The 19,459-nt window shown below is 60.8% G+C and carries 17 protein-coding genes; 5 read left to right on the top strand and 12 right to left on the bottom strand.

Features of this window, described 5'->3' with window-relative positions:
• Positions 1-8 precede the first annotated feature (8 nt).
• The 3 genes from KI237_RS30680 to yihG form a co-directional block, all read right to left on the bottom strand.
• The gene (locus KI237_RS30680) at positions 9-1,085 is read right to left on the bottom strand and encodes an RHS repeat-associated core domain-containing protein (RefSeq protein WP_249410673.1); all 1,077 of its coding nucleotides are present in this window, start codon (positions 1,083-1,085) and stop codon (positions 9-11) included.
• A gap of 124 nt (positions 1,086-1,209) precedes the next feature.
• The gene (locus KI237_RS30675) at positions 1,210-2,271 is read right to left on the bottom strand and encodes an RHS repeat-associated core domain-containing protein (protein WP_249410672.1); all 1,062 of its coding nucleotides are present in this window, start codon (positions 2,269-2,271) and stop codon (positions 1,210-1,212) included.
• Between the two features lie 81 nt (positions 2,272-2,352).
• Positions 2,353-3,246: a 1-acylglycerol-3-phosphate O-acyltransferase, YihG family gene (gene yihG, locus KI237_RS27885; RefSeq protein ID WP_212797896.1), complete on the bottom strand. Its 894-nt coding sequence runs from the start codon at positions 3,244-3,246 to the stop codon at positions 2,353-2,355.
• A gap of 180 nt (positions 3,247-3,426) precedes the next feature.
• Here yihG and rloA2 point away from each other — a divergent pair, with 180 nt between their 5' ends.
• From rloA2 to creD, 4 genes are all read left to right on the top strand, one after another.
• The gene (rloA2, locus tag KI237_RS27880) at positions 3,427-3,933 is read left to right on the top strand and encodes a retropepsin-like aspartic peptidase RloA2 (protein WP_053188779.1); all 507 of its coding nucleotides are present in this window, start codon (positions 3,427-3,429) and stop codon (positions 3,931-3,933) included.
• A gap of 69 nt (positions 3,934-4,002) precedes the next feature.
• Complete coding sequence (creB, locus tag KI237_RS27875) at positions 4,003-4,683, top strand: two-component system response regulator CreB (RefSeq protein WP_212797895.1); 681 nt, start codon at positions 4,003-4,005, stop codon at positions 4,681-4,683.
• On the top strand, positions 4,683-6,101 hold the full coding sequence (gene creC, locus KI237_RS27870) for a two-component system sensor histidine kinase CreC (RefSeq protein WP_212797894.1): 1,419 nt from the start codon (positions 4,683-4,685) through the stop codon (positions 6,099-6,101). The genes creB and creC overlap by 1 nt, the downstream gene beginning before the upstream one ends.
• A gap of 129 nt (positions 6,102-6,230) precedes the next feature.
• Positions 6,231-7,604, top strand: a complete 1,374-nt coding sequence (gene creD, locus KI237_RS27865; protein WP_212797893.1) for a cell envelope integrity protein CreD — start codon at positions 6,231-6,233, stop codon at positions 7,602-7,604.
• A 183-nt stretch (positions 7,605-7,787) separates the two neighbouring features.
• Here creD and KI237_RS27860 read toward each other — a convergent pair whose 3' ends face one another.
• The 9 genes from KI237_RS27860 to KI237_RS27820 form a co-directional block, all read right to left on the bottom strand.
• Positions 7,788-8,417: a glutathione S-transferase gene (locus tag KI237_RS27860; protein WP_212797892.1), complete on the bottom strand. Its 630-nt coding sequence runs from the start codon at positions 8,415-8,417 to the stop codon at positions 7,788-7,790.
• An 83-nt stretch (positions 8,418-8,500) separates the two neighbouring features.
• A complete protein-coding gene (locus tag KI237_RS27855; RefSeq protein ID WP_212797891.1) occupies positions 8,501-9,799 on the bottom strand; it encodes an MFS transporter in 1,299 nt (432 codons plus the stop codon).
• Positions 9,800-10,003: 204 nt separating this feature from the next.
• Positions 10,004-10,183 (bottom strand): hypothetical protein, encoded by a 180-nt coding sequence (locus KI237_RS27850; protein WP_212797890.1) that lies wholly within the window; start codon positions 10,181-10,183, stop codon positions 10,004-10,006.
• Complete coding sequence (locus KI237_RS27845) at positions 10,180-11,310, bottom strand: PepSY-associated TM helix domain-containing protein (protein ID WP_212797889.1); 1,131 nt, start codon at positions 11,308-11,310, stop codon at positions 10,180-10,182. The genes KI237_RS27850 and KI237_RS27845 overlap by 4 nt, the downstream gene beginning before the upstream one ends.
• A 231-nt stretch (positions 11,311-11,541) precedes the next feature.
• Positions 11,542-13,980, bottom strand: a complete 2,439-nt coding sequence (locus tag KI237_RS27840) for a TonB-dependent siderophore receptor (RefSeq protein ID WP_212797888.1) — start codon at positions 13,978-13,980, stop codon at positions 11,542-11,544.
• 256 nt (positions 13,981-14,236) lie between these two features.
• On the bottom strand, positions 14,237-15,217 hold the full coding sequence (locus KI237_RS27835) for a FecR domain-containing protein (protein ID WP_212797887.1): 981 nt from the start codon (positions 15,215-15,217) through the stop codon (positions 14,237-14,239).
• Positions 15,214-15,732 carry an RNA polymerase sigma factor gene (locus KI237_RS27830; protein WP_212797886.1) on the bottom strand — a complete coding sequence of 173 codons (519 nt, stop codon included), beginning with the start codon at positions 15,730-15,732 and terminating at the stop codon, positions 15,214-15,216. Before KI237_RS27830 ends, KI237_RS27835 begins: the two co-directional genes overlap by 4 nt.
• A 226-nt stretch (positions 15,733-15,958) precedes the next feature.
• The gene (locus KI237_RS27825; protein ID WP_212797885.1) at positions 15,959-16,666 is read right to left on the bottom strand and encodes a 3'-5' exonuclease; all 708 of its coding nucleotides are present in this window, start codon (positions 16,664-16,666) and stop codon (positions 15,959-15,961) included.
• The gene (locus KI237_RS27820) at positions 16,663-18,597 is read right to left on the bottom strand and encodes a putative nucleotidyltransferase substrate binding domain-containing protein (protein WP_349305805.1); all 1,935 of its coding nucleotides are present in this window, start codon (positions 18,595-18,597) and stop codon (positions 16,663-16,665) included. Before KI237_RS27820 ends, KI237_RS27825 begins: the two co-directional genes overlap by 4 nt.
• A 259-nt stretch (positions 18,598-18,856) precedes the next feature.
• Between KI237_RS27820 and KI237_RS27815 the strand changes: the two genes are divergently transcribed.
• Positions 18,857-19,303, top strand: coding sequence for a response regulator (locus KI237_RS27815; RefSeq protein ID WP_212797883.1), 447 nt, complete (start codon positions 18,857-18,859; stop codon positions 19,301-19,303).
• Positions 19,304-19,459 lie beyond the last annotated feature (156 nt).

Genomic DNA, 19,459 nt, shown 5'->3' with positions numbered 1-19,459 from the left:
CAGTCTCATTAATAACCTCTTATTGAATTCGAGTCGGGCTGGAATGTCTTTGGACGGTAGGGGCGGAAAAGTCGCCCGAAAGGCCCATTGTTCTTAAATATCTCCATTTCCTTTGTATCTGTGTGGCGCGCACCTACAGATACTTTATTTCCCGCTGAGGTGCGAAGTCTAGTCGCGACAGTACCTGAGAATGCTTTGACGGGTTTATTGGTCAATTTTGCAAAGGTTGCGCCGAAGGAGTGGGCAGTGTCGGCAGAATGGCAGGCCAGTACTCTTATGCTGTCATAGTTTTCAAAAGCCACTCCGTGTGTAACGAGGTGTCTATGCAACTGGGCCGGAGAGATAAACTTTTCTTCCCACAGAATATAGGGTTTGTCGCCAATAGGGGGACCGCCGTGGGCCATTATGTTTAAACGCAGTTTCTGCTTATAGACATCTTCGAAAATATCTACATTCGTGGCAACCTTTTCCGCGTTTTTTACCGCTTTTATCCTGATCCCCCCCACATTATCCAAAAGGGTAGATAATGCCCGACTGATGGATCCTAATGAGAAGTGTCCGGTCGGGTCCTGATAGGTCACTGGGTTCCCCAAACCATAGGCATACGCATTCAACCCACCCTCCCCAAACGGACTCCAACTGTCCGGACTATTAAATCGCATCAACACCGGGTTAAACGCCCGATACCCATTCCCCAACAAATAATGCCCGGTCACCGGATCCGGCCGTTCGCCGTTAAACCCAAGCAAACTGAGCAAACCGTTTTCCGCCGGGCGATGGCCGTAGGGTGTGTAGCTGAGAGGATGCGGTCGAGTTGCATCGAGCGCGTTCAATACCGAACGCTGTTGATCGGTCGCCAGCAGGGTGGCGTCCCCCCTTACATCCTCGTGCCGCAGTTGCGCCAACAATTGGTTATCGTGTTGGAAGACGCTGTGTTGCACCGCCCCCTGTATCTCAGTAGCCAATCGACTCTTGCAGTAGAAACGCTGAATGCTGACCTCATCGAAAGGCGCGCAATCGACTAGGCGATCCAGTGGGTCGTAGTGATAGCGACACGATACGGTTTCGTGAGAGGTAGCAGGCATGCACCGAGCTCCGTGTGAGGTCCAGCAAATCCAGACCTCCAGCATCGGCGGTTTCCCCACCACTGGCTACTATCAGAACTGCTAGTTTTTTGGCGTGCTAACGTCAAAGATTACCGGCTCCGTCTTAACGGTTGCGAATGACGTTTTGCCACTCTTGCGCAGGTTGTCTCACATCGCTCGTGAATTCCGCTATTTCATCGAATCCTGAGAAGCGTACCTTGGGCTTGCGGGGCTGGGAAATGGGGGCGGGTTGGGCACTGTTATGGAACCAACGCGCGACGCTGGAATACTCTTCTCTTAACGATCTTGTTATTGATGCGTTTGCTACTTGCCGCGCTTTTCTTTCCCAAGCAGCAAGCTGCGGACCGCGAAAGTCATTCAGGGGTAACAATGCGTTATCTATTCGTTGTTGACGGAGAAACTCCAAGTCGTCGGATATTTTAATTAATTCGTTGGGTCTTCCATCCGTAGGTATCGTTAATTTTCTATTTCTTGCCGTGTTGAATCGAGCTTGATCAAGTGCCGAAAATAATGGATCCGAACTTGAGGTTTTCGCGTGCTGGGTGCGAGAGGCAGTTTTTGCTGGGGTTGCGTTCTTAGGAACTTTTGGTGTCAGATTGAATAGTCTTCTGAAACTTTTCCCGATACCCCAGAAATGCCCTGATGGGTCTATCCAATTTCTCGGGTCCCCGGCGCAATACGCATACGCATTCAACCCACCCTCCCCAAACGGACTCCAACTGTCCGGACTATTAAATCGCATCAACACCGGGTTAAACCCCCGATACCCATTCCCCAACAAATAATGCCCGGTCACCGGATCCGGCCGTTCGCCGTTAAACCCAAGCAAACTGAGCAAACCGTTTTCCGCCGGGCGATGGCCGTAGGGTGTGTAGCTGAGAGGATGCGGTCGAGTTGCATCGAGCGCGTTCAATACCGAACGCTGTTGATCGGTCGCCAGCAGGGTGGCGTCCCCCCTTACATCCTCGCGCCGCAGTTGCGCCAACAATTGGTTATCGTGTTGGAAGACGCTGTGTTGCACCGCCCCCTGTATCTCAGTAGCCAATCGACTCTTGCAGTAGAAACGCTGAATGCTGACCTCATCGAAAGGCGCGCAATCGACTAGGCGATCCAGTGGGTCGTAGTGATAGCGACACGATACGGTTTCGTGAGAGGTAGCAGGCATGCACCGAGCTCCGTGCGAGGTCCAGCAAATCCAGACCTCCAGCATCGGCGGTTTTCCAGCCGCTGCCTACTACCAGAACTGTTAGGAAATCTTTGCGTCGCTGCGCAACGCCGCAATCCGCCGATCCTTCTCCATCCACAGCTGATTAACCCAGTCCTGCACCTGCTGGCGAAACACCGGATCGTTTTCGTAGTCGCCCTGCCACAGCGCCGGGTCCAATTCGCGGGTCTGGATGTCGATGATGACCCGGGGCACGGCTCCGCTGATCAAATCCCAGAACCCGGGAATCCACTCCTGCGGGTACACCACCGTCACGTCCAGTACCGCATCCAGTTGTTCACCCATCGCCGCCAGCACGAACGCCACGCCGCCGGCCTTGGGCTTGAGCAGGTGGGTAAACGGGGATTGTTGCTGTTGGCGCTTGGCGGCGGTGAAGCGCGTGCCTTCGAGGTAGTTGACCACGGTGACCGGTTGACGCTTGAACAGCTCGCAGGCGGCCTTGGTGATTTCCAGGTCCTTGCCGGCCAGTTCCGGGTTTTTCGCCAGGAACGCCTTGGTGTAGCGCTTCATGAACGGATAATCCAAGGCCCACCAGGCCAGTCCCAGGAACGGCACCCAGATCAGTTCTTTCTTGAGGAAGAACTTGAAGAACGGGGTGCGTCGGTTGAAGGTCTGGACGAGGGCGGGGATGTCGACCCAGGATTGGTGGTTGCTGATCACCAGGTAGGATGTATCGCCGCGCAGGTCTGCGCCGCCGCGGATGTCCCAGCGGGTAGGGATGCACAGGGCAAAGATCAGCTTGTCGATCTCGGCCCAGGTCTCGGCGATCCACATCACCGCCCACGAGGCGTAGTCGCGAAAGCGCCCGGGCAGGACCAGCTTGAGCAGTGCGAACACCATCAGCGGTCCGAACAGCACCAGGGTATTGAGCAACAACAGCAGGGTGACTAAACAGCCGGTGAGCAGGCGGCGCATACATGACTCTTGCAAGCAGGTGGGCGGGCCATGATAAGCAGCTTCAGGCGACAGGCCAAATCGATGTGGACGAATGTTTCACCTTTTGGCCGGTATGCTGGGTTCGCTGTTGTGGCGAGCAACCGAACGAATTCACCGGTCACGGTCTAAATTCCCACCTCACACAGGAAGCCCTATTGCATGAAATCCCTTCTCGCCCTGCTTTCCCTTGTGGCCCTTCCAGTGCTGGCCGCCGAGCCGACCCTGTACGGGCGCTACGAATACATCGCGCTGCCGGAAATCGGTGGCGAAGTGCTCAAGGCCAAGATGGACACTGGTGCGCTGACCGCCTCGCTGTCGGCCAAGGACATCGAGACCTTTACCCGCGACGGTGATGATTGGGTGCGGTTCCGCCTGGCGACCAAGGACGCGAGCAACAAGGTCTACGAGCACAAGATTGCGCGCATCAGCAAGATCAAGACCCGTTCCGAAGAGGATGAAGACGACGACGAAAAAATCGCGCCCACCAAGCGCCCTGTAGTCGACCTGGAGCTGTGCCTGGGCAACGTCAAGCGCACCGTGGAGGTCAACTTGACCGACCGCAGCAGCTTCAACTACCCGCTGTTGATCGGCGCCAAGGCCCTGCGCGAGTTCGGCGCAGCGGTGAACCCGGCCCGCCGCTTCACGGCAGACAAGCCCGACTGCTGATTTCCCCGATTGACGTGCCCCAAGCCTTGGGGCACCGTTCCGGCAACTTTACTGCCGGGCTCGCAAGCCATGCCTCATATCCTGATTGTCGAAGACGAAGCCGCCATCGCCGATACACTGGTGTTTGCCCTGCAAGGCGAGGGGTTTGACACCACTTGGCTGAGCCTCGGCGCCGCCGCCCTCGATCACCAGAAAAACACGCCGGCGGACCTGATCATCCTCGACGTGGGCCTGCCGGACATCAGCGGGTTCGAGACTTGTAAAAATCTCAGACGTTTCAGCGACGTTCCGGTCATCTTTCTGACAGCCCGGGATGGCGAGATCGACCGGGTGGTGGGCCTGGAGATCGGTGCCGACGATTATGTGGTCAAACCCTTCAGCCCCCGCGAGGTGGCGGCCAGGGTCCGGGCGATCCTTAAACGCGTGGCGCCGAGGCCGGCGGTGGAGCCGGGCATGGCGCTGTTTCAGGTCGATGCCGACCGTGTGCAGATCAACTATCGCGGCAAACCGCTGAACCTCACCCGTCACGAATTCCGCCTGCTCAATTGTCTGCTGGAGCAACCCGAACGGGTCTTCAGCCGCGAACAACTGCTCGACGCCCTGGGTGTGGCCAGCGATGCTGGCTACGAGCGCAGCATCGACAGCCACATCAAGAGCGTGCGCGCCAAGCTGCGCCTGGTCCGGGGCGAGGCCGAGCCGATCCAGACGCATCGAGGCCTGGGCTACAGCTACAGTCCGGGGCACAGCTGATGTCGCTGGGGATCCGGATTTTCCTGGTCTATGTGCTGTTTATCGCCCTGACCGGCTATTTCGTGCTCGGCACGGTGATCGAGCAGATACGCCCTGGGGTGCGCCAGTCCACCGAGGAAACCCTGGTGGACACGGCCAACCTGATGGCGGAGATCCTGCGGGACGATTTCAAGGCCGGCACCCTCAACCAGAATCGCTGGCCGCAGTTGCTCAAGGCCTATGGCGAGCGCCAGCCGGCGGCGACGATCTGGGGCTTGCCGAAAAACCAGGTCAGCCACCGCATCTACGTCACCGATGCCAAGGGCACCGTGGTGCTCGACTCCAGTGGCGTGGCGGTGGGCCAGGATTATTCGCGCTGGAACGACGTCTACCTGACCCTGCGCGGCCACTACGGCGCTCGCTCGAGCCGCAGCGATCCGGATGACCCGGCGTCTTCGGTGATGCACGTCGGCGCGCCGATCCGCGACAACGGTCGGATCATCGGCGCCGTCACCGTCGCCAAGCCCAACAGTTCGCTGCAGCCTTACATCGACCGCACGGAGCGACGCTTGCTGCTGTATGGCGCCGGGTTGATTGTCCTCGGCCTGGTGCTGGGGGCCTTGCTGTCGTGGTGGCTCAGTTCGGCGCTGCGTCGCTTGACCGGTTATGCCCAGGCCGTCAGCCAGGGGCAACGGGTGGAGGTGCCGCATTATCGCGGTGGTGAGTTCGAGCAACTGGCGGGCGCCGTGGAACACATGCGCACGCAACTGGAAGGCAAGGCTTACGTCGAGCGTTACGTGCACACGCTGACCCACGAACTCAAGAGCCCGCTGGCAGCGATTCGCGGCGCCGCCGAGCTGCTGCAAAGCGACATGCCCGCCGCCCAGCACCAGCGCTTCGTCAGTAACATCGGCAACGAAAGTGTCCGCATGCAGCAGTTGATCGAACGGTTGCTCAACCTGGCCCAGATCGAGCAGCGCCAGGGGCTGGAAGAAGAAGTGGCGGTGCCGCTGGCGGCGTTGATGGATGAGTTGCTGGAAGCGCGTGGCGGCTGGATCGAAAGTCGTCAGTTGAGGGTTGAACAGCACATCGCAGCCGACCTGGTGCTGACCGGCGAGCCGTTCCTGTTGCGCCAGGCCTTGGGCAATTTGTTGGAAAATGCCTTGGACTTCACCCCCGTCAACGGCCTGCTACGCATCAGCGCCGAGCGCAGCGGCAATCGGATCGAGATTCGCCTGTTCAATCAGGCCGCGCCGATTCCCGACTATGCGCTGCCACGCTTGAGCGAGCGCTTCTACTCCTTGCCGCGCCCAGACAGCGGCCGCAAGAGCACCGGGCTGGGGCTCAACTTCGTGGAGGAAGTGGTGCAGTTGCATGGAGGGGCATTCGGGATTGGCAATGTCGAGGGTGGGGTTGAGGTGGTGCTGCGGTTGCCCTGAAAGCGTGTTTGCTGGCTGACAAAGCACATCCCGCAGGGCCCGGTTCTCCATACAATCTCCACATTCCCCCCATAAACCCCTCACACAGCCACCCCAGACTCTCCCCCATACGAACAGGGAGAGCCCCACATGAACCGCAGCCTCGCCATAAAACTGGGCATGATTGCCCTGCTGATTCTTTTGCTGATGATCCCGCTGTTGATGATCAACGGCCTCATCGACGAGCGCCAGGAACTGCGTGACGGTGTGTTGCAGGACATCGCCCGTAGCTCCAGCTACAGCCAGCAACTGATCGGGCCGATGATCGTGGTGCCGTTTCGCAAGAGCGTGAAGGTCTGGAATACCAATGAGAAGACCGGCGTGCGTTTCCTGGAAACCGTCGAGCGAACGGGCGAGTTGTATTTTTTACCGGAGCAGTTTGAACTCGACGGCCAGGTCCGCACCGAAACCCGTGCCCGGGGCATCTACGAAGCGCGGTTGTTCCATGCCGATAACCGGATCGATGGTCGTTTCAAGGTGCCTGAACGCTACGGTGTCGCCGCCAAGGACTTCGCCGATTACCGCTTCGACGAGCCGTACCTGAGCGTCGGCATCAGCGATATTCGCGGCATCGAGAATGCGCTGACCCTGACGCTGAACCAGCAGACCGTCGACTTCCTGCCAGGCTCGCGTCTCGGCTGGCTGGGACAGGGCGTGCATGTGCCGCTGCCAATGATCACCGCCCAGGGCGGCCCTGAGCTGACCTTTGGTTTTGACCTGCGCCTGCAAGGCACTGGCGAGTTCCAGATTCTGCCAGTGGGCAAATCCACCAAGGTGCACCTGTCGGCCGACTGGCCGCATCCGAGCTTCATCGGCAACTACTTGCCCACCAATCGTGAGATCAATGAGCAGGGTTTCAGTGCCGACTGGCAGACGTCGTTTTTCTCCACCAACCTTCTGGAAACACTGCAAGCCTGCGAGCCGAGCGATAGTTGTGAAGCGTTCCGCAGTCGGGCGTTCGGGGTGAGCTTTATCGACCCGGTGGACCAGTACCTCAAGAGCGACCGGGCGATCAAGTATGCGCTGTTGTTTGTCGCCCTGACCTTCGCCGGCTTCTTCCTCTTTGAAGTGCTCAAGAGCCTGGCAGTGCACCCGGTCCAGTACGCCTTGGTGGGCGTGGCGCTGGCGTTCTTTTACCTGCTGCTGTTGTCACTGTCGGAGCACATCGGCTTCACCCTGGCGTACCTGGTGTCGGCCAGTGCCTGTGTATTGCTGATCGGGTTTTATGTCTGCCATGTGCTGCGCAGCGTGAGCCACGGCCTGGGATTCTCGGCAGGGCTGGCGGGCTTGTACGGTTTGCTCTACGGCCTGCTGAGTGCTGAGGACTATGCGTTGTTGATGGGCTCGCTGTTGCTGTTCGGCTTGCTGGGCGTATTCATGGTGTTAACCCGTAAGTTGGATTGGTACGGAGTTGGGTCGAAGCCGGCGGCTGCGATGAGCTTTGAGTTGGGAGAGGTGAAATGAGCCGGTCGCTGGGGTTGCGTGAGGACCAGCGTGAGGGGGAGAAGTTGGTGGCGCTGATTGCTGGGCTGTTTCCTCTGGATCCGGTGTGCCCCTATCGCGAGCAAGCTCGCTCCCACAAAGAACGCCGCAGTCCCCTGTGGGAGCGAGCTTGCTCGCGATGAGGCCGGTACGGCGAACGCAGCACTAAACCCTGGGCACCGTCTCGAGCATCGAAGGCCGCAGGCTCACCTCGGCAAACCACGCTGCCAATTGCGGGTTGGCCTTGCGCCATTCCAGGTCGGGATGGCGCAGGTCCAGGTAGCCCAAGGCGCAGGCCACGCTGATGGAGGCCACGTCGAAGTGGCAGGCCAGCTCGGCAATCGCTTCGGCTTCGAGCAGGCCCAGGGCCCGGCGAATCTTGTCCCGTTGCGCATCGAGCCATTCGTCCCAGTGTTTTTGCGCAGGACGCAGGGCGGTTTCGTAGCGGATCATCACCGCCGCATCCATGATCCCGTCGGCCAGGGAGGCCAGGGTCAGGCGCCGCCAGCGGGCCGCGCCGTCCCGGGGGATCAGCGGGTTGCCGACGTGCTGGTGATCGAGATAGTCGAGGATGACGCGGCTGTCATGGATCACCGTCCCGTTGGCCAGGCGCAGGGCCGGGATCTTGCTCAATGGGTTGTCATCGATCAGGGCTCGGTCTGGCTTGACCGGTGTGAGTTGGCTGAGCTGTAACGCCACGCGGTCTTGCTGGCCGGTTTCGTGCAGCAGCACCATGACCTTGCGAACGAAGGGCGAAGCGGGGTTGTGGAACAGCGTCATGCTGGGGGTGGACATGGCAACGTCTCGATCAGTGGGGCTTGCTGCGCAGCATAGCGCGTTCGTGCGACCGAGCCGAAGGGGCCCGGCCGCAAGGTGCCTCAGACGGCCGGTTGCAGTGCTTGCGGCTCGGACGACGGCGTTGCCGGTTGGTGCTTGAGTTCCCGGGCGACAGTCCAGACGATGAATGCGGCGATGACATCGAAGATCGCCAATAGCACGAACAGAGGGCTGTAGCCGATCTTGGTCACCATGACGCCGAACAGCAGCGTGAAGGCGGCGGCGCCCAGGTAACCGAACATCCCGCCCATGCCGGTGGCGGTGGCGACTTCATTCTTGCCGAACGAATCGGACGTGATGGCGTACAGTGCGCCGGACAGGGTCTGGTGGGCAAAGCCGCCGACGCACAGCAGGGCGATGGCGGTGTAAGGGCTGGCGACCAGGCCGATGCAGGCTGGGCCGATCATGCAGGACGCACCGAACAACAGGACCATTTTGCGCGAGGTAAACAGCGACACCTTGCAGTATTTATGGAGCAACGGGCTCAGGTAACCGCCCAGCACGCAACCCAGGTCGGCCGCCAGGAACGGCAGCCAGGCGAACATTGCGATCTCCTTGATGTTCATGTGCCGCTCGGTCATCAGGTACAGCGGGATCCAGGCGTTGAACGTTTGCCAGGCCGGCTCGGAGAGGATCCGGGCACTGGCGATGGCGTAGAAGTTGCGGCTGGCGATGATGCGTTTCCAGCTGCCTTTCTTCGGCGTCGGGTCTTGGAAGTGAGCTTCCTGGCCGCTGAGGATGTAATCACGCTCGGTGTCGCTCAGCAGCTTCTGGTCGCGCGGATGCTTGTAAAAGATCATCCAGAGGAACGTCCAGGCCACGCCCAGGCCGCCAACGATCAGGAACGCCAGCTCCCAGCCACTGTTCAGGATCGCCCAGACCACGAGCGGCGGAGCCAGCACGGCGCCGATTGATGAACCGATGTTGAACCAGCCGATGGCCACCGAGCGTTCCTTGGCCGGGAACCATTCGGTAGAGGTCTTTACCGCAGCCGGCAGCCCGGCGGCTTCCGTCAGGCCAAGCAGCCCGCGGAAAAATGCCAGGCCCTGCCAGCCCGATGCCATGGCCGCTGCGGCACAGGCGATGGACCAGGCGAACGCGAAAATGGCGAAGCCCGTCTTGGTGCCGATGGCGTCGATGATGTAGCCGGCCACCGGTTGCATCAACGCGTAGCAGATCTGCCAGGCCACGACGATATGGGAATACTGCTCGGTGGAGATGTTCATTTCGCTCATCAGGGTGGGGGCGGCCACCGAGAGGGTATTGCGAGCCAGGTAGTTGACCATCAGGCCGGCCGTGACCAGGCCAACCATCCACCAGCGGATGCCTTTGATTTTCATCACTTCACCATCAATTATTTTTGGATTTGGCGTCGCATATCGTGTTGTAGGTTGTCGTACAACACGCGCCTTTATAGGAGGGCAAGGAATAATTTGTCAACAAATATGTCAAAGGTTGGGCGGCCTGAAACACTCGGTGTGTCTGCGGTTGTCGTATGACGAGCAGAGAGGGCGCTCACTTTGGCAAGTGCGCGCCCGGATGACTCAGCGGCGCGGGACCAGTCCCCACACCGCCAACACGCAGGGGATGCCCAACCCCAGCCAACTGAAGGCGTCCCACACGCCGTCACCCAGCAATGCACTGAAGAGCCCGGCGGCGCAAAGAACGCCGATCACCACGGGCAGGCCAAACACCTTCCAGAAACTCGACTGCCGAGGCCTCACGAGAGGACCTGCGTACCAACGGTTACACGCTTGGCCGCTTTGCGCCGCACCAGCCACAGGTAAACGCCGCTGCCGAGGACGATGATGGTCAGTACATCGAGGGTCGCCCAGAAGATCTGCATCGGCCGGCCACCGTAGTCGCCGAAGTGCAGCGGCAGGGACAGGCTCATGACGTCCATGTACCACGGCCGTTCGGCGACGGCCGTGACGTCCAGGGTGGTGGCATCGATCAGCACGGGCGTGAGCAGGTGCGAGGTCAGGTGGGTGTCGCCCTTCATGAAGACGCTGTAGTGGTGCTCGCTGGAGAACAGCGTGCCTGGGAAGGCAATGAAACTCGGCTCCATGCCCGGCGCGACGTCCTTGGCGATGTCCAGCAGCCGGCTGGCCGGCGCCAGTTGGGTCAGCGGCGGGGCGTTGCGGTAAGGTTCGACCATGGCGCTGAGGCTGTCGTTGCGCCACGCGGCGATGATCAGGTCGGCGCATGCGGCGATCACGCCGGTGACGCCGACGGTCAGCGCCCAGACCAGCGTGACCACGCCGATCAGGTTGTGCAGGTCGAGCCAGCGCAGGCGCGTGGATTTGTCCTGGCGCACCGTGGCGAACGTCAAACGGCGCATGAACGGCAGGTACAAAACCACTCCGGAGACGATGGCAACCACGAACAGCAGGCCCATGAAGGCCAGCAGCAACTTGCCCGGCAGCCCGGCGAACATGTCCACGTGCAGGCGCAGCATGACCATCATGAAGCCGCCATTGGCGGAAGGCATTTCCAGGGCCTCGCCGGTACGCCCATCAAGCATGAAGGTGTGGGAGGCATTGGGTTCGGTGCCCGGTGTCGGCGCCATGATGGTGATGACGCCGTCGGGATCGTCATCGTCCCAGCCAAAATACTGGACCACTTCACCCGGGCGATGGGCCTTGGCTTTTTCCACCAGTTGTTGCAGGTCCAGCGGTGGTGTATCGGCGGGCATTTCCCGAAGCTGCGGGGAGTCTCCCAGCAGGTGTTCGATTTCATGGTGGAAGATCAACGGCAGCCCGGTGATCGCCAGCATCAGCAGGAACGCCGTGCAGATCAGACTGGTCCAGGTGTGGACGAAGGACCAGCGGCGGATGGTTTTGCTTTTCATGATCGATCCGGATGCAAGAGGGACACGATGCCTGGGCCAGTCAGTCAAGCCGCGAAACCTGTGGGGCAAGCTTGTGTGGGAGCGAGCTTGCTCGCGATGGCGGTGCGTCAGTTGCACTGATGTTGACTGACACTCTGCTTTCGCGAGCAAGCTCGCTCCCACAGGGATTTCGTTTGACTGATCAACCTCAGCAGCAGGTGGCCCTCAAAAGGTTTTGCAAATGCTAACCGTTTACCATTTGTAGTTCACGCTGGCGACGACGTTGCGCTGGTCGCCGTAGTAGCAATAGAAGCCATCACAGGTGGACAGGTAGTCCTTGTTGAAGAGGTTCTTCGCGTCCACCGCCACCGTGACCCCCTTGAGGGTCTTGTTCAAACGGCCCAGGTCGTAATGGGCCGAGGCGTCGTACACGGTGTAGGACCCGACATGACCCCAGTCGGTGTTGGTGGTGTTGCCGTAGGTGTCGCCGACATAACGCACACCGGCGCCGACGCCGAAGCCATCCAGTGGGCCGTTATGCCAGGTGTAGTCTGCCCAGGCAGTGGCCTGGTTACGCGGCACCTGGGCCATGCGCTTGCCTTTTTCCGCCGTCGTGCCCTTGGTGATTTCACTGTCGTTGTAGGTGTAGGAACCGATCAGCTTCAGGTTGTCGGTCACATCGCCCGAGGCTTCCAACTCCAGGCCACGCACCTGGACTTCGCCCACCTGGCGGGTGACGTTGTTTTCGGTGACAGAGTTGTTTTTCTGGGTCAGGTCGAACACCGCCGCGGTCAGCAAGGTCTTGGTGCCGGGTGGCTGGTACTTGATCCCCGCTTCGTATTGTTCGCCTTCGGTGGGTTTGAACGCTTCGGTGCTGTTGACGGTTGAACCGGCTGCCGCCTGGAACGACTGGGCGAAGGAAATGTACGGCGTCACACCGTTATCGAAGACATAGCTCAGCGCCGCGTTGCCGCTGAATTTCTTGTCGCGCTGGGTGTTGGTGACGTTGTTCTGGTTGTGGAATTCGGTTCCGGTGTGAATCCAGTCCTCACGGCCACCGAGGGTCAGGCGCCAGTTGTCCAGGGCGATCTGGTCCTGGACGTACAGGCCGGTCTGGTTGGTCTTCTGGTTGTAGTCGTACATGGTGAAGTACTGGACGTTGGAGAAATCCTGTCCGTAGATCGGGTTGTGGATGTTGCTGGTCGGCACGCCGGTCGAACCCCACAACCAGCGCGAATTGCTGTTGGAGCGTTGGTGGTCCAGGCCCAGCAGCAGGGTGTGGTCGAGGGAGCCGGTCTGGAAATCGGCCTGGAAGTTGTTGTCCACGGCGAACTGGCTGATGTCTTCGTCAATGACACTGGCACTGCGCTTGACGGTGCCATCGGCGCTCACCGCTTCATCAGGACCCGCCGGCCAGAATTGCCCGCCGGCGGAGATGCCCTGGGTTTCCAGGTCGCTCTTGGTGTAGCGCAAGTTCTGGCGGAACTGCCAGGTGTCGTTCAGGCGATGTTCAAACGCATAGCCGAGGGCGTAGTAGGTACGGTCGTAGAATTCCCAGTCCGGGTCGCCGAGGTTCTTGTGGTGGGAAATCTTGCCCGCTGGCGAGGAGAGCTTGGTGCCTTGCAGTGGCAAGAACTGCCCAGTGATGCCGGTGTCGTCGCGGGTGTACTGGGACAGGAAGGTCAGGCGCGTGTCGTCGTTGATGTTCCAGGTCAGGCTTGGCGCGAGGTTGTAGCGTTTGTCCGGAATATGATCGACCTGGGCATTGCTGTCGCGCACGGTGCCGCTGACCCGGTAGAGGAACTGGCCTTCGTCATCGACCTTGCCGGTGCTGTCGAAGTTGATCTGCTTGTGCTCGTAGCTGCCGGCCTGCAGCTCGACCTCATTGCTGCTTTCGGCCTGCGGGCGGCGGCTGACCATGTCCAGCATGCCACCCGGGGGCGTCTGGCCGTAGACCGAAGAGGCCGGGCCACGCAGCACCGCGATGCGCTCAAGGTTCCAGGGCTCGATTTTCGGCGTGATGTAGTTGCCCTTGGGCAGCGGCAGGCCATCGAGGAACTGGGTCGGTATGAAACCGCGGACCAGCAGCCAGTCGTTGCGCGAGTCCGAGCCGTAGCCGCTGCTCTGCACGCCAGCGGTGTAGCGCAGGGCGTCATTGAGGTTGAGGACCGAACGGTCTTCCATCTGTTGGCGCGTGACCACCGAGACTGAGCGCGGCAGTTCGACAATCGGCGTATCGGTCTTGGTCCCGGCGGCGGTACGGGTGGCGACGTAGCCCTCGGTCGGGCCCCACGCGGTTTCGCTGAGGCCGGCACCGATCACACTGGTTTCCGGCAAGGCCATGACGCCTTCAGGCACGGCCACCAGGCTGTAGGTGCCGGCGCTGCTATGTTCCAGTTGCAGGCCGGTACCGCGCAAGGCTTCGCGCAATGCGCCCGTGGCGTCGAACTGGCCTTGGACCGGGGCCGAGGTCTTGCCCGAGGCCAGGGACGGATTCAGGCTCAGCGCGAGGCCAGCCTGGCTGGCGATCTGGTTCAAGGTGCTGGCCAGTGGTGCGGCGGGCAGGTTGTAGGTGCGCACGCTCGAGGCCTGTTCGGCGGCCAACAGCGGGCCGCAGGCGAAGGGCGTGGCGAAGGCAATGGCGATGGTCAACAGGCTGGGGCGCAACAGGGTGTCTAGCGGGCGGGACATTACGGCGGCTCCTGAATGGAAATATTTCTCAATTGCCTGGGTGCCGGATGAAAATTCAAAAGTGATAGGGCTGGATGAAAATAATTTAGATTCGCTTTGCGGGTTGGCTTGGTTTTTTATGGTGAGGTAGATGGCCTCATCGCGAGCAGGCTCGCTCCCACATTTGGTCTTCGGTGATCCCCTGTTGTGTGTTCGCCGCTGTTCCACTGTGGGAGCGAGCCTGCTCGCGATGAGGCCATCACTGATACAGCGTGCTTCAGGGCTTGGCTTCAGCCCGTGGCCCCACCACCACCCACCACCGCGTGTGATGCTCGACCTGCACCGGCAAGGTCGGCAGCAGGGCGGTCAAGGCCAGGTCGGTGTCGTGCAGTGGGAAACTGCCGGTGATGCGCAGGTCTGCCACTTGTGGCGCGATCCCCAAGTAGCCACGCCGGTAACGCCCCAGTTCGTGGACCAGGTCTTCGAGGCGCGCGTTGTCCACTACCAGCATGCCGCGGGTCCAGGCATCGGCGCCGGGGTTCAAGGCAATGGCTGGGCCTAGGCCGTCGCGGCGCATCAGCACTTGTTGGCCTTCACGCAGGATCTGTTCCTTGTCCGTGGCCTGCGGGTGCGCGGCCACAGCGGATTTCAACACGCTCAGGCGCGTGCCTTCGTCTTCACGCTTGACCAGAAATCGTGTGCCCAAGGCGCGCAGGCTGCCTTCACGGGTCTCGACGATGAACGGACGTGGGTCGTCGTGACCGGTTTCCACCAGGATCTCGCCTTCCTGCAGGATGATGCGGCGCTGCTTGTCATCGAAACGCACGTCCAGGGCACTGTGGGTATTGAGGTTGATCAGCGTGCCGTCGGCCAGGCGCAGGGTGCGCTGTTCGCCTGTCGCGGTGCGCTGATCGGCCAGCCAGTAATCCAGTGGCAGGTAACGATCTCCGGCAAACAACGCCAGTCCGATGACGGCGACAACACTGGCCAGGCCGCTGCCGACCTTGCGTATCCGTCGGCGAATGCTCGCCCGCGATTGCAGCAACGCGGCGCGCGCCGGCCCGGAGGCCACACTGAAGCGCTGGTCAAGCATGCCCAGCTGTCGCCAGGCCCGGGCGTGCTCTTCGTCGGCGGCATGCCATTGGGCGAAGGCTTCACGCTCCTGGGCACTGCTCGAGTCCAGGGACAACTGCCAGGCGATGGCGGCATCCAGCACGCTGGCCGAGACCGGTTTGGCATGGGCCTGGCTCTGGCTCATGTCGGCTCACCATACAGGGCGATGTAGCACTGTCGGATGCCTTGGGCCAGGTATTGTCGTACGCGCGGCACCGAAACACCCAGGCGTTCGGCAATTTCGGCGTGGCCGAGGCCGTCGAGGCGGTTATAGAGGAAGGCTGCGCGGGCCTTGCTCGACAGTTTGCCCAGCAGGCGATCGATGGCCTTGAGGTCTTCGAGGATGATTTGCTGTTCTTCCACCGAGGGCTGCTCGGCTTCGGGCACCAGCATCAGTTCGGTGAGGTAGGCCTGCTCCAACGCCGCTCGACGGAAATAATCGAACAACAGGCCCTTGGCGATGGCCACCAGAAACGCCCGCGGCTCGCGGGGCGCTTTCAGCTCCTCGCGACCCAGCAAGCGTACAAAGGTGTCCTGGCTCAAGTCCTCGGCCCGTTGCGCACACGCCACGTTGCGGCGCAGCCATGCCAATAGCCAAGCGCGATGGTCGCGGTACAACGCACCAACCAGATCACTGTGGGGGCTTGGGACTGACGACACGGCGCATCACCGACGTTTTAAGTAACGAGAATTGTTCGCGATTGTGACAGAGGCGGAGGCGGGAAAGCAATTGGCGCTGGTCGGACTCGATCCGGTGGGCCCAAATGAGTGTGTGGGAGCAAGGCTTGCCCGCGATGCAGGCGACTCGGGCGGTCTGTCAATTCCAGGCGATGCCATCGCGGGCAAGCCTTGCTCCCACAGATGAACCACCTTTGGAGTAGAGGATTTAGAGCGAAGGCGCCTGCTGCCGCCGTTTCCACTGGCTCAGCCTTTGTTGCAGGTCAAGCGGGCCCAGGATCTGTTGCTGGCGGGCACGGCTGAACAGGATCAGGGCCAGTTCTGCCGTGGCCAGGGCGTCGGCGCTGGCGTTATGGCGGTCGAAAACCTGCAGTTTGAACCAATCGATCCACTCGTCCAGGCCTGACTTGCGCAGGTTGGCCTGGGGGCAAAGCATCGGGGCCAGGTCGGCCACATCGAGGAACGGATGCTGCAGGCGATAGCCCAGGTAGTCTTTCAAGGCGCGCCCGAGCATGTGGGAATCGAATGGCGCGTGAAAGGCCAGCAGCGGACTGTCACCGACGAATTCCATGAACGCCAGCAGCGCCTCGGCCGGGTCGCTGCCGGCGGCAATGGCACTGGGCGCCAGGCCATGGATCAACACGCTGGGCCCCAGTTTCTGCTTATCGCATTGCAGGGTGCGTTCGAACTGCTGGCTGAAGTCGATGGCGCCGTCTTCGATGACCACCGCGCCAATGGACAGCACCTGGTCCTTGTTCAGGTTCAACCCGGTGGTTTCCAGGTCCAGCACGACCCAGCGTTGTTGCCGCAGGTCGCATTCACCCAAGACTGAAGCCGTCGGCAGGCGTTCCAGGCGTCTTTGCATTTCCTCGGACAACATTGGCTGGGCTGGGCGCAACCAGGAAAAAAAGCTCACAACTGATACCTCAGCGTCAGGCTGCTTTGCAGGCGTTGGGCCTGGCGCAGGGATTCGCGCAGGATGCGTCGGTCCAGATGGTTGAGGCTGTCGGGGTCGACGCGGTTGGAATAGGCCAGGTTCTCGCGGGTTTGCAATTGATGTTGCTGCATGCGGGTCTGTTGGATGAAGTGATAGGCCTCTTCGTAGGCTGCGCCATCGAGCGGTTCGATCACTTGCTTGTCGACCAATTGCCGCAAGCGCTCCAGGGTATTGTTGGTTTCGATGCCATTGGCCAGCGCCAGCAGACGGGCACCGTCGACGAAGGGCGTCAGGCCTTGCACTTTCAGGTCGAGGGTGGCTTTTTCGCCGTTCTTGCGACTTAGTACGAAATCCCTGAAGCGGCCCACGGGCGGGCGCTGGCGCAGGGCGTTTTCGGCCATCAGGCGTTGGAACAAACGGTTATCGGCCACTTGATCGAGGATCTGCCGGCGCAACTGCTGGCAGCCTTGCTCATCGCCCCAGACCACCCGCAGGTCGAAATAGATGCACGAGCCCAGCAGGTTTTCCGGGGTTGCTTCGCGAATGAATGCCGAAAAGCGCCGGGCCCATTCAGCGCGGGACAGGCACAGCTCGGGGTTGCCGGCCATGATGTTGCCCTTGCACAAGGTGAAGCCGCACAAGGCCAGGCTCTGGTTGATCTGCTGAGCGATGGGCAGCAGCAGGCCGCGGATCTGCGCGGCGTGGGCGGCGTCCCGGGCCTCGAACAAAATGCCGTTGTCCTGGTCGGTGTGCAGGGTTTGTTCGCGCCGGCCTTCACTGCCGAAGCACAGCCAACTGAACGGCACGCCTGGGTCACCCTTGTCGATCAGGGTCAGCTCGATGACCCGGCACACGGTGTGGTCGTTGAGCAGGGTGATGATGTGGGTGATCTGGGTCGACGACGCGCCGTGGGCCAGCATGCGCTCCACCAGTTGGCCGATCTCGCCGCGCAGGGCCACGAGGTTCTCCACCCGGGGCGCGTTGCGGATGGTCCGGGCCAGGTGCACCAGGTCAACGCGCTGCAAGGAAAACAGATCGCGCTCCGACACCACGCCACACAGGCGATGGTCCTTGACCAGGCAGACGTGGGCGATGTGCCGTTCGGTCATGGCGATGGCCGCGTCGAAGGCGCTGTGGTCCGGCGAGAGGAAAAACGGTGCCTGGGTCATGTGTCCTACGATGGCTTGGGAAAAATCCCCGGACCCATCGGCCACCACCTGCCGCAGGTCGCGCAGGGTGAAAATCCCCACCGGGGCTTTCTGTTCATTCACCACCACGATGCTGCCGACTTGCTGGTCGTGCATCAGCTTCACGGCTTCGCGCAGCGGCGTGTCCGGACTGCAACTGACCGGATGGCGCATCGCCAGTTCGCCCAGCCGCGTGTTGAGAGAGTACTGGGTGCCGAGGGTTTGTGCGGACTTTTGCTGGACCTGTTGGTTGACCTGGTCGAGCAGGCTGCTGACCCCGCGCAGGGCGAAGTCGCGAAACGGGCCGGACAGGGCGAACAGCTTGATGAAGGCCAGTTTGTTCAACTGCAGGCAGAACGTGTCTTCGCCGGCCCGGTGTTCGGTGCGCGTGGCCCGTTCGCCCAGCAGCGCGGCGAGGGGGAAACATTCGCCGGTGGTGATTTCGAAGGTGGTTTCAGTGCCACCCTTGGCCGAATGCGGACGCTCACCTACCACCCGGCCTTGCTTGACGATGTAAAAGTGCTCCACCGGGCCGTCGGCTGGTTTGATGATGGTTTCGCCCGGCGCATAAAAACGCAGCAGGCATTGCTCCACCAGATAGGCCAGGTGGGCGTTTTCCATCTGGTTGAACGGTGGAAAACGCTGGAGAAACTGCAATGTCCCCTGGATGTTTTGCAACACCGCGGTTTTCCCGGCCTGGGTGAAGGCGTCCGCTTTTTTCATAACCATTACGCAGTCTTTTTTGAATTGTTGTGGTCGGATCTGTTCTCCCATGGTCGGCCCCTCAGCGCGGGGTGCCCATTGGACGTAAGTCTAGGTCGCTGCTTAGGGCTGGACTTACGGAAAAATCCTACGCCAGGCGTCAGAAAAATCTTCATTAAATGTTCTTGGAAAAAAATCCGACGAAGTGCACATTGAAGCGCCGCAGAACGATGTCTGACCACTGTGCCAGGGGATCGATTTAAAGAACGTAGAGAGCACCATGTCCGACCACGATATTTTGAGTGACGCCGAGCGCGAGGCGCTGAGTGCCGTCATGCTGGAGCCTGACCTGCCGCCGCAGCGCGTCTTGATCGTCGATGACGACAAGGACGCTCGTGAGCTGTTGTCGGAGATCCTGGCGTTGGACGGGATTCACTGCATGACCGCCGCCAGTGGTGAAACGGCACTCAAGATGCTGGAAACCAAGCCATCGATTGGCCTGTTGATCACCGACCTGCGGATGGGCAATGTCGATGGCCTGGAACTGGTTCGCCTGGTGCGAGAGTCTCCGCGGGCGGCGCTGCCGATCATCATCGTGTCGGGCGATGCCGACGTGAAGGACGCCATCGAAGCCATGCACCTGAGCGTGGTGGACTTTTTGCTCAAGCCGATCGATACCGACAAGCTGCTGGGGTTGGTCAAGCATGAGTTGGGGATGGAGCTTTAGCCTGGCGAGAAAGCTTTTGTGGCGAGGGAGCTTGCTCCCGCTGGGGCGCGAAGCGGCCCTGTTTTTTTGGGGGCTACTGCGTAGCCCAGCGGGAGCAAGCTCCCTCGCCACAAGAGCGGTCATAGACTGCAAATGAAAAAGCCCCGGTCTTTCGAC

Source organism: Pseudomonas sp. St316 (genome assembly GCF_018325905.1).
Taxonomy (GTDB): Bacteria; Pseudomonadota; Gammaproteobacteria; order Pseudomonadales; family Pseudomonadaceae; genus Aquipseudomonas.
The sequence above is the reverse complement of the archived record's forward strand: the minus strand, read 5'-3'. Positions and strand labels throughout refer to the sequence as shown.

What these genes read in the sequence shown, in the direction of transcription:
- creC (WP_212797894.1), top strand. Translation starts at nt 4,683, where the DNA reads ATGTCGCTGGGGATCCGGATTTTCCTGGTCTATGTGCTGTTTATCGCC.
- KI237_RS30680 (WP_249410673.1), bottom strand. Translation starts at nt 1,085, where the DNA reads ATGCCTGCTACCTCTCACGAAACCGTATCGTGTCGCTATCACTACGAC.
- KI237_RS27845 (WP_212797889.1), bottom strand. Translation starts at nt 11,310, where the DNA reads ATGAAAAGCAAAACCATCCGCCGCTGGTCCTTCGTCCACACCTGGACC.
- KI237_RS27840 (WP_212797888.1), bottom strand. Translation starts at nt 13,980, where the DNA reads ATGTCCCGCCCGCTAGACACCCTGTTGCGCCCCAGCCTGTTGACCATC.
- creD (WP_212797893.1), top strand. Translation starts at nt 6,231, where the DNA reads ATGAACCGCAGCCTCGCCATAAAACTGGGCATGATTGCCCTGCTGATT.
- KI237_RS27860 (WP_212797892.1), bottom strand. Translation starts at nt 8,417, where the DNA reads ATGTCCACCCCCAGCATGACGCTGTTCCACAACCCCGCTTCGCCCTTC.
- KI237_RS27820 (WP_349305805.1), bottom strand. Translation starts at nt 18,597, where the DNA reads ATGAAAAAAGCGGACGCCTTCACCCAGGCCGGGAAAACCGCGGTGTTG.
- creB (WP_212797895.1), top strand. Translation starts at nt 4,003, where the DNA reads ATGCCTCATATCCTGATTGTCGAAGACGAAGCCGCCATCGCCGATACA.
- KI237_RS27855 (WP_212797891.1), bottom strand. Translation starts at nt 9,799, where the DNA reads ATGAAAATCAAAGGCATCCGCTGGTGGATGGTTGGCCTGGTCACGGCC.
- rloA2 (WP_053188779.1), top strand. Translation starts at nt 3,427, where the DNA reads ATGAAATCCCTTCTCGCCCTGCTTTCCCTTGTGGCCCTTCCAGTGCTG.
- KI237_RS27815 (WP_212797883.1), top strand. Translation starts at nt 18,857, where the DNA reads ATGTCCGACCACGATATTTTGAGTGACGCCGAGCGCGAGGCGCTGAGT.
- KI237_RS30675 (WP_249410672.1), bottom strand. Translation starts at nt 2,271, where the DNA reads ATGCCTGCTACCTCTCACGAAACCGTATCGTGTCGCTATCACTACGAC.
- yihG (WP_212797896.1), bottom strand. Translation starts at nt 3,246, where the DNA reads ATGCGCCGCCTGCTCACCGGCTGTTTAGTCACCCTGCTGTTGTTGCTC.
- KI237_RS27835 (WP_212797887.1), bottom strand. Translation starts at nt 15,217, where the DNA reads ATGAGCCAGAGCCAGGCCCATGCCAAACCGGTCTCGGCCAGCGTGCTG.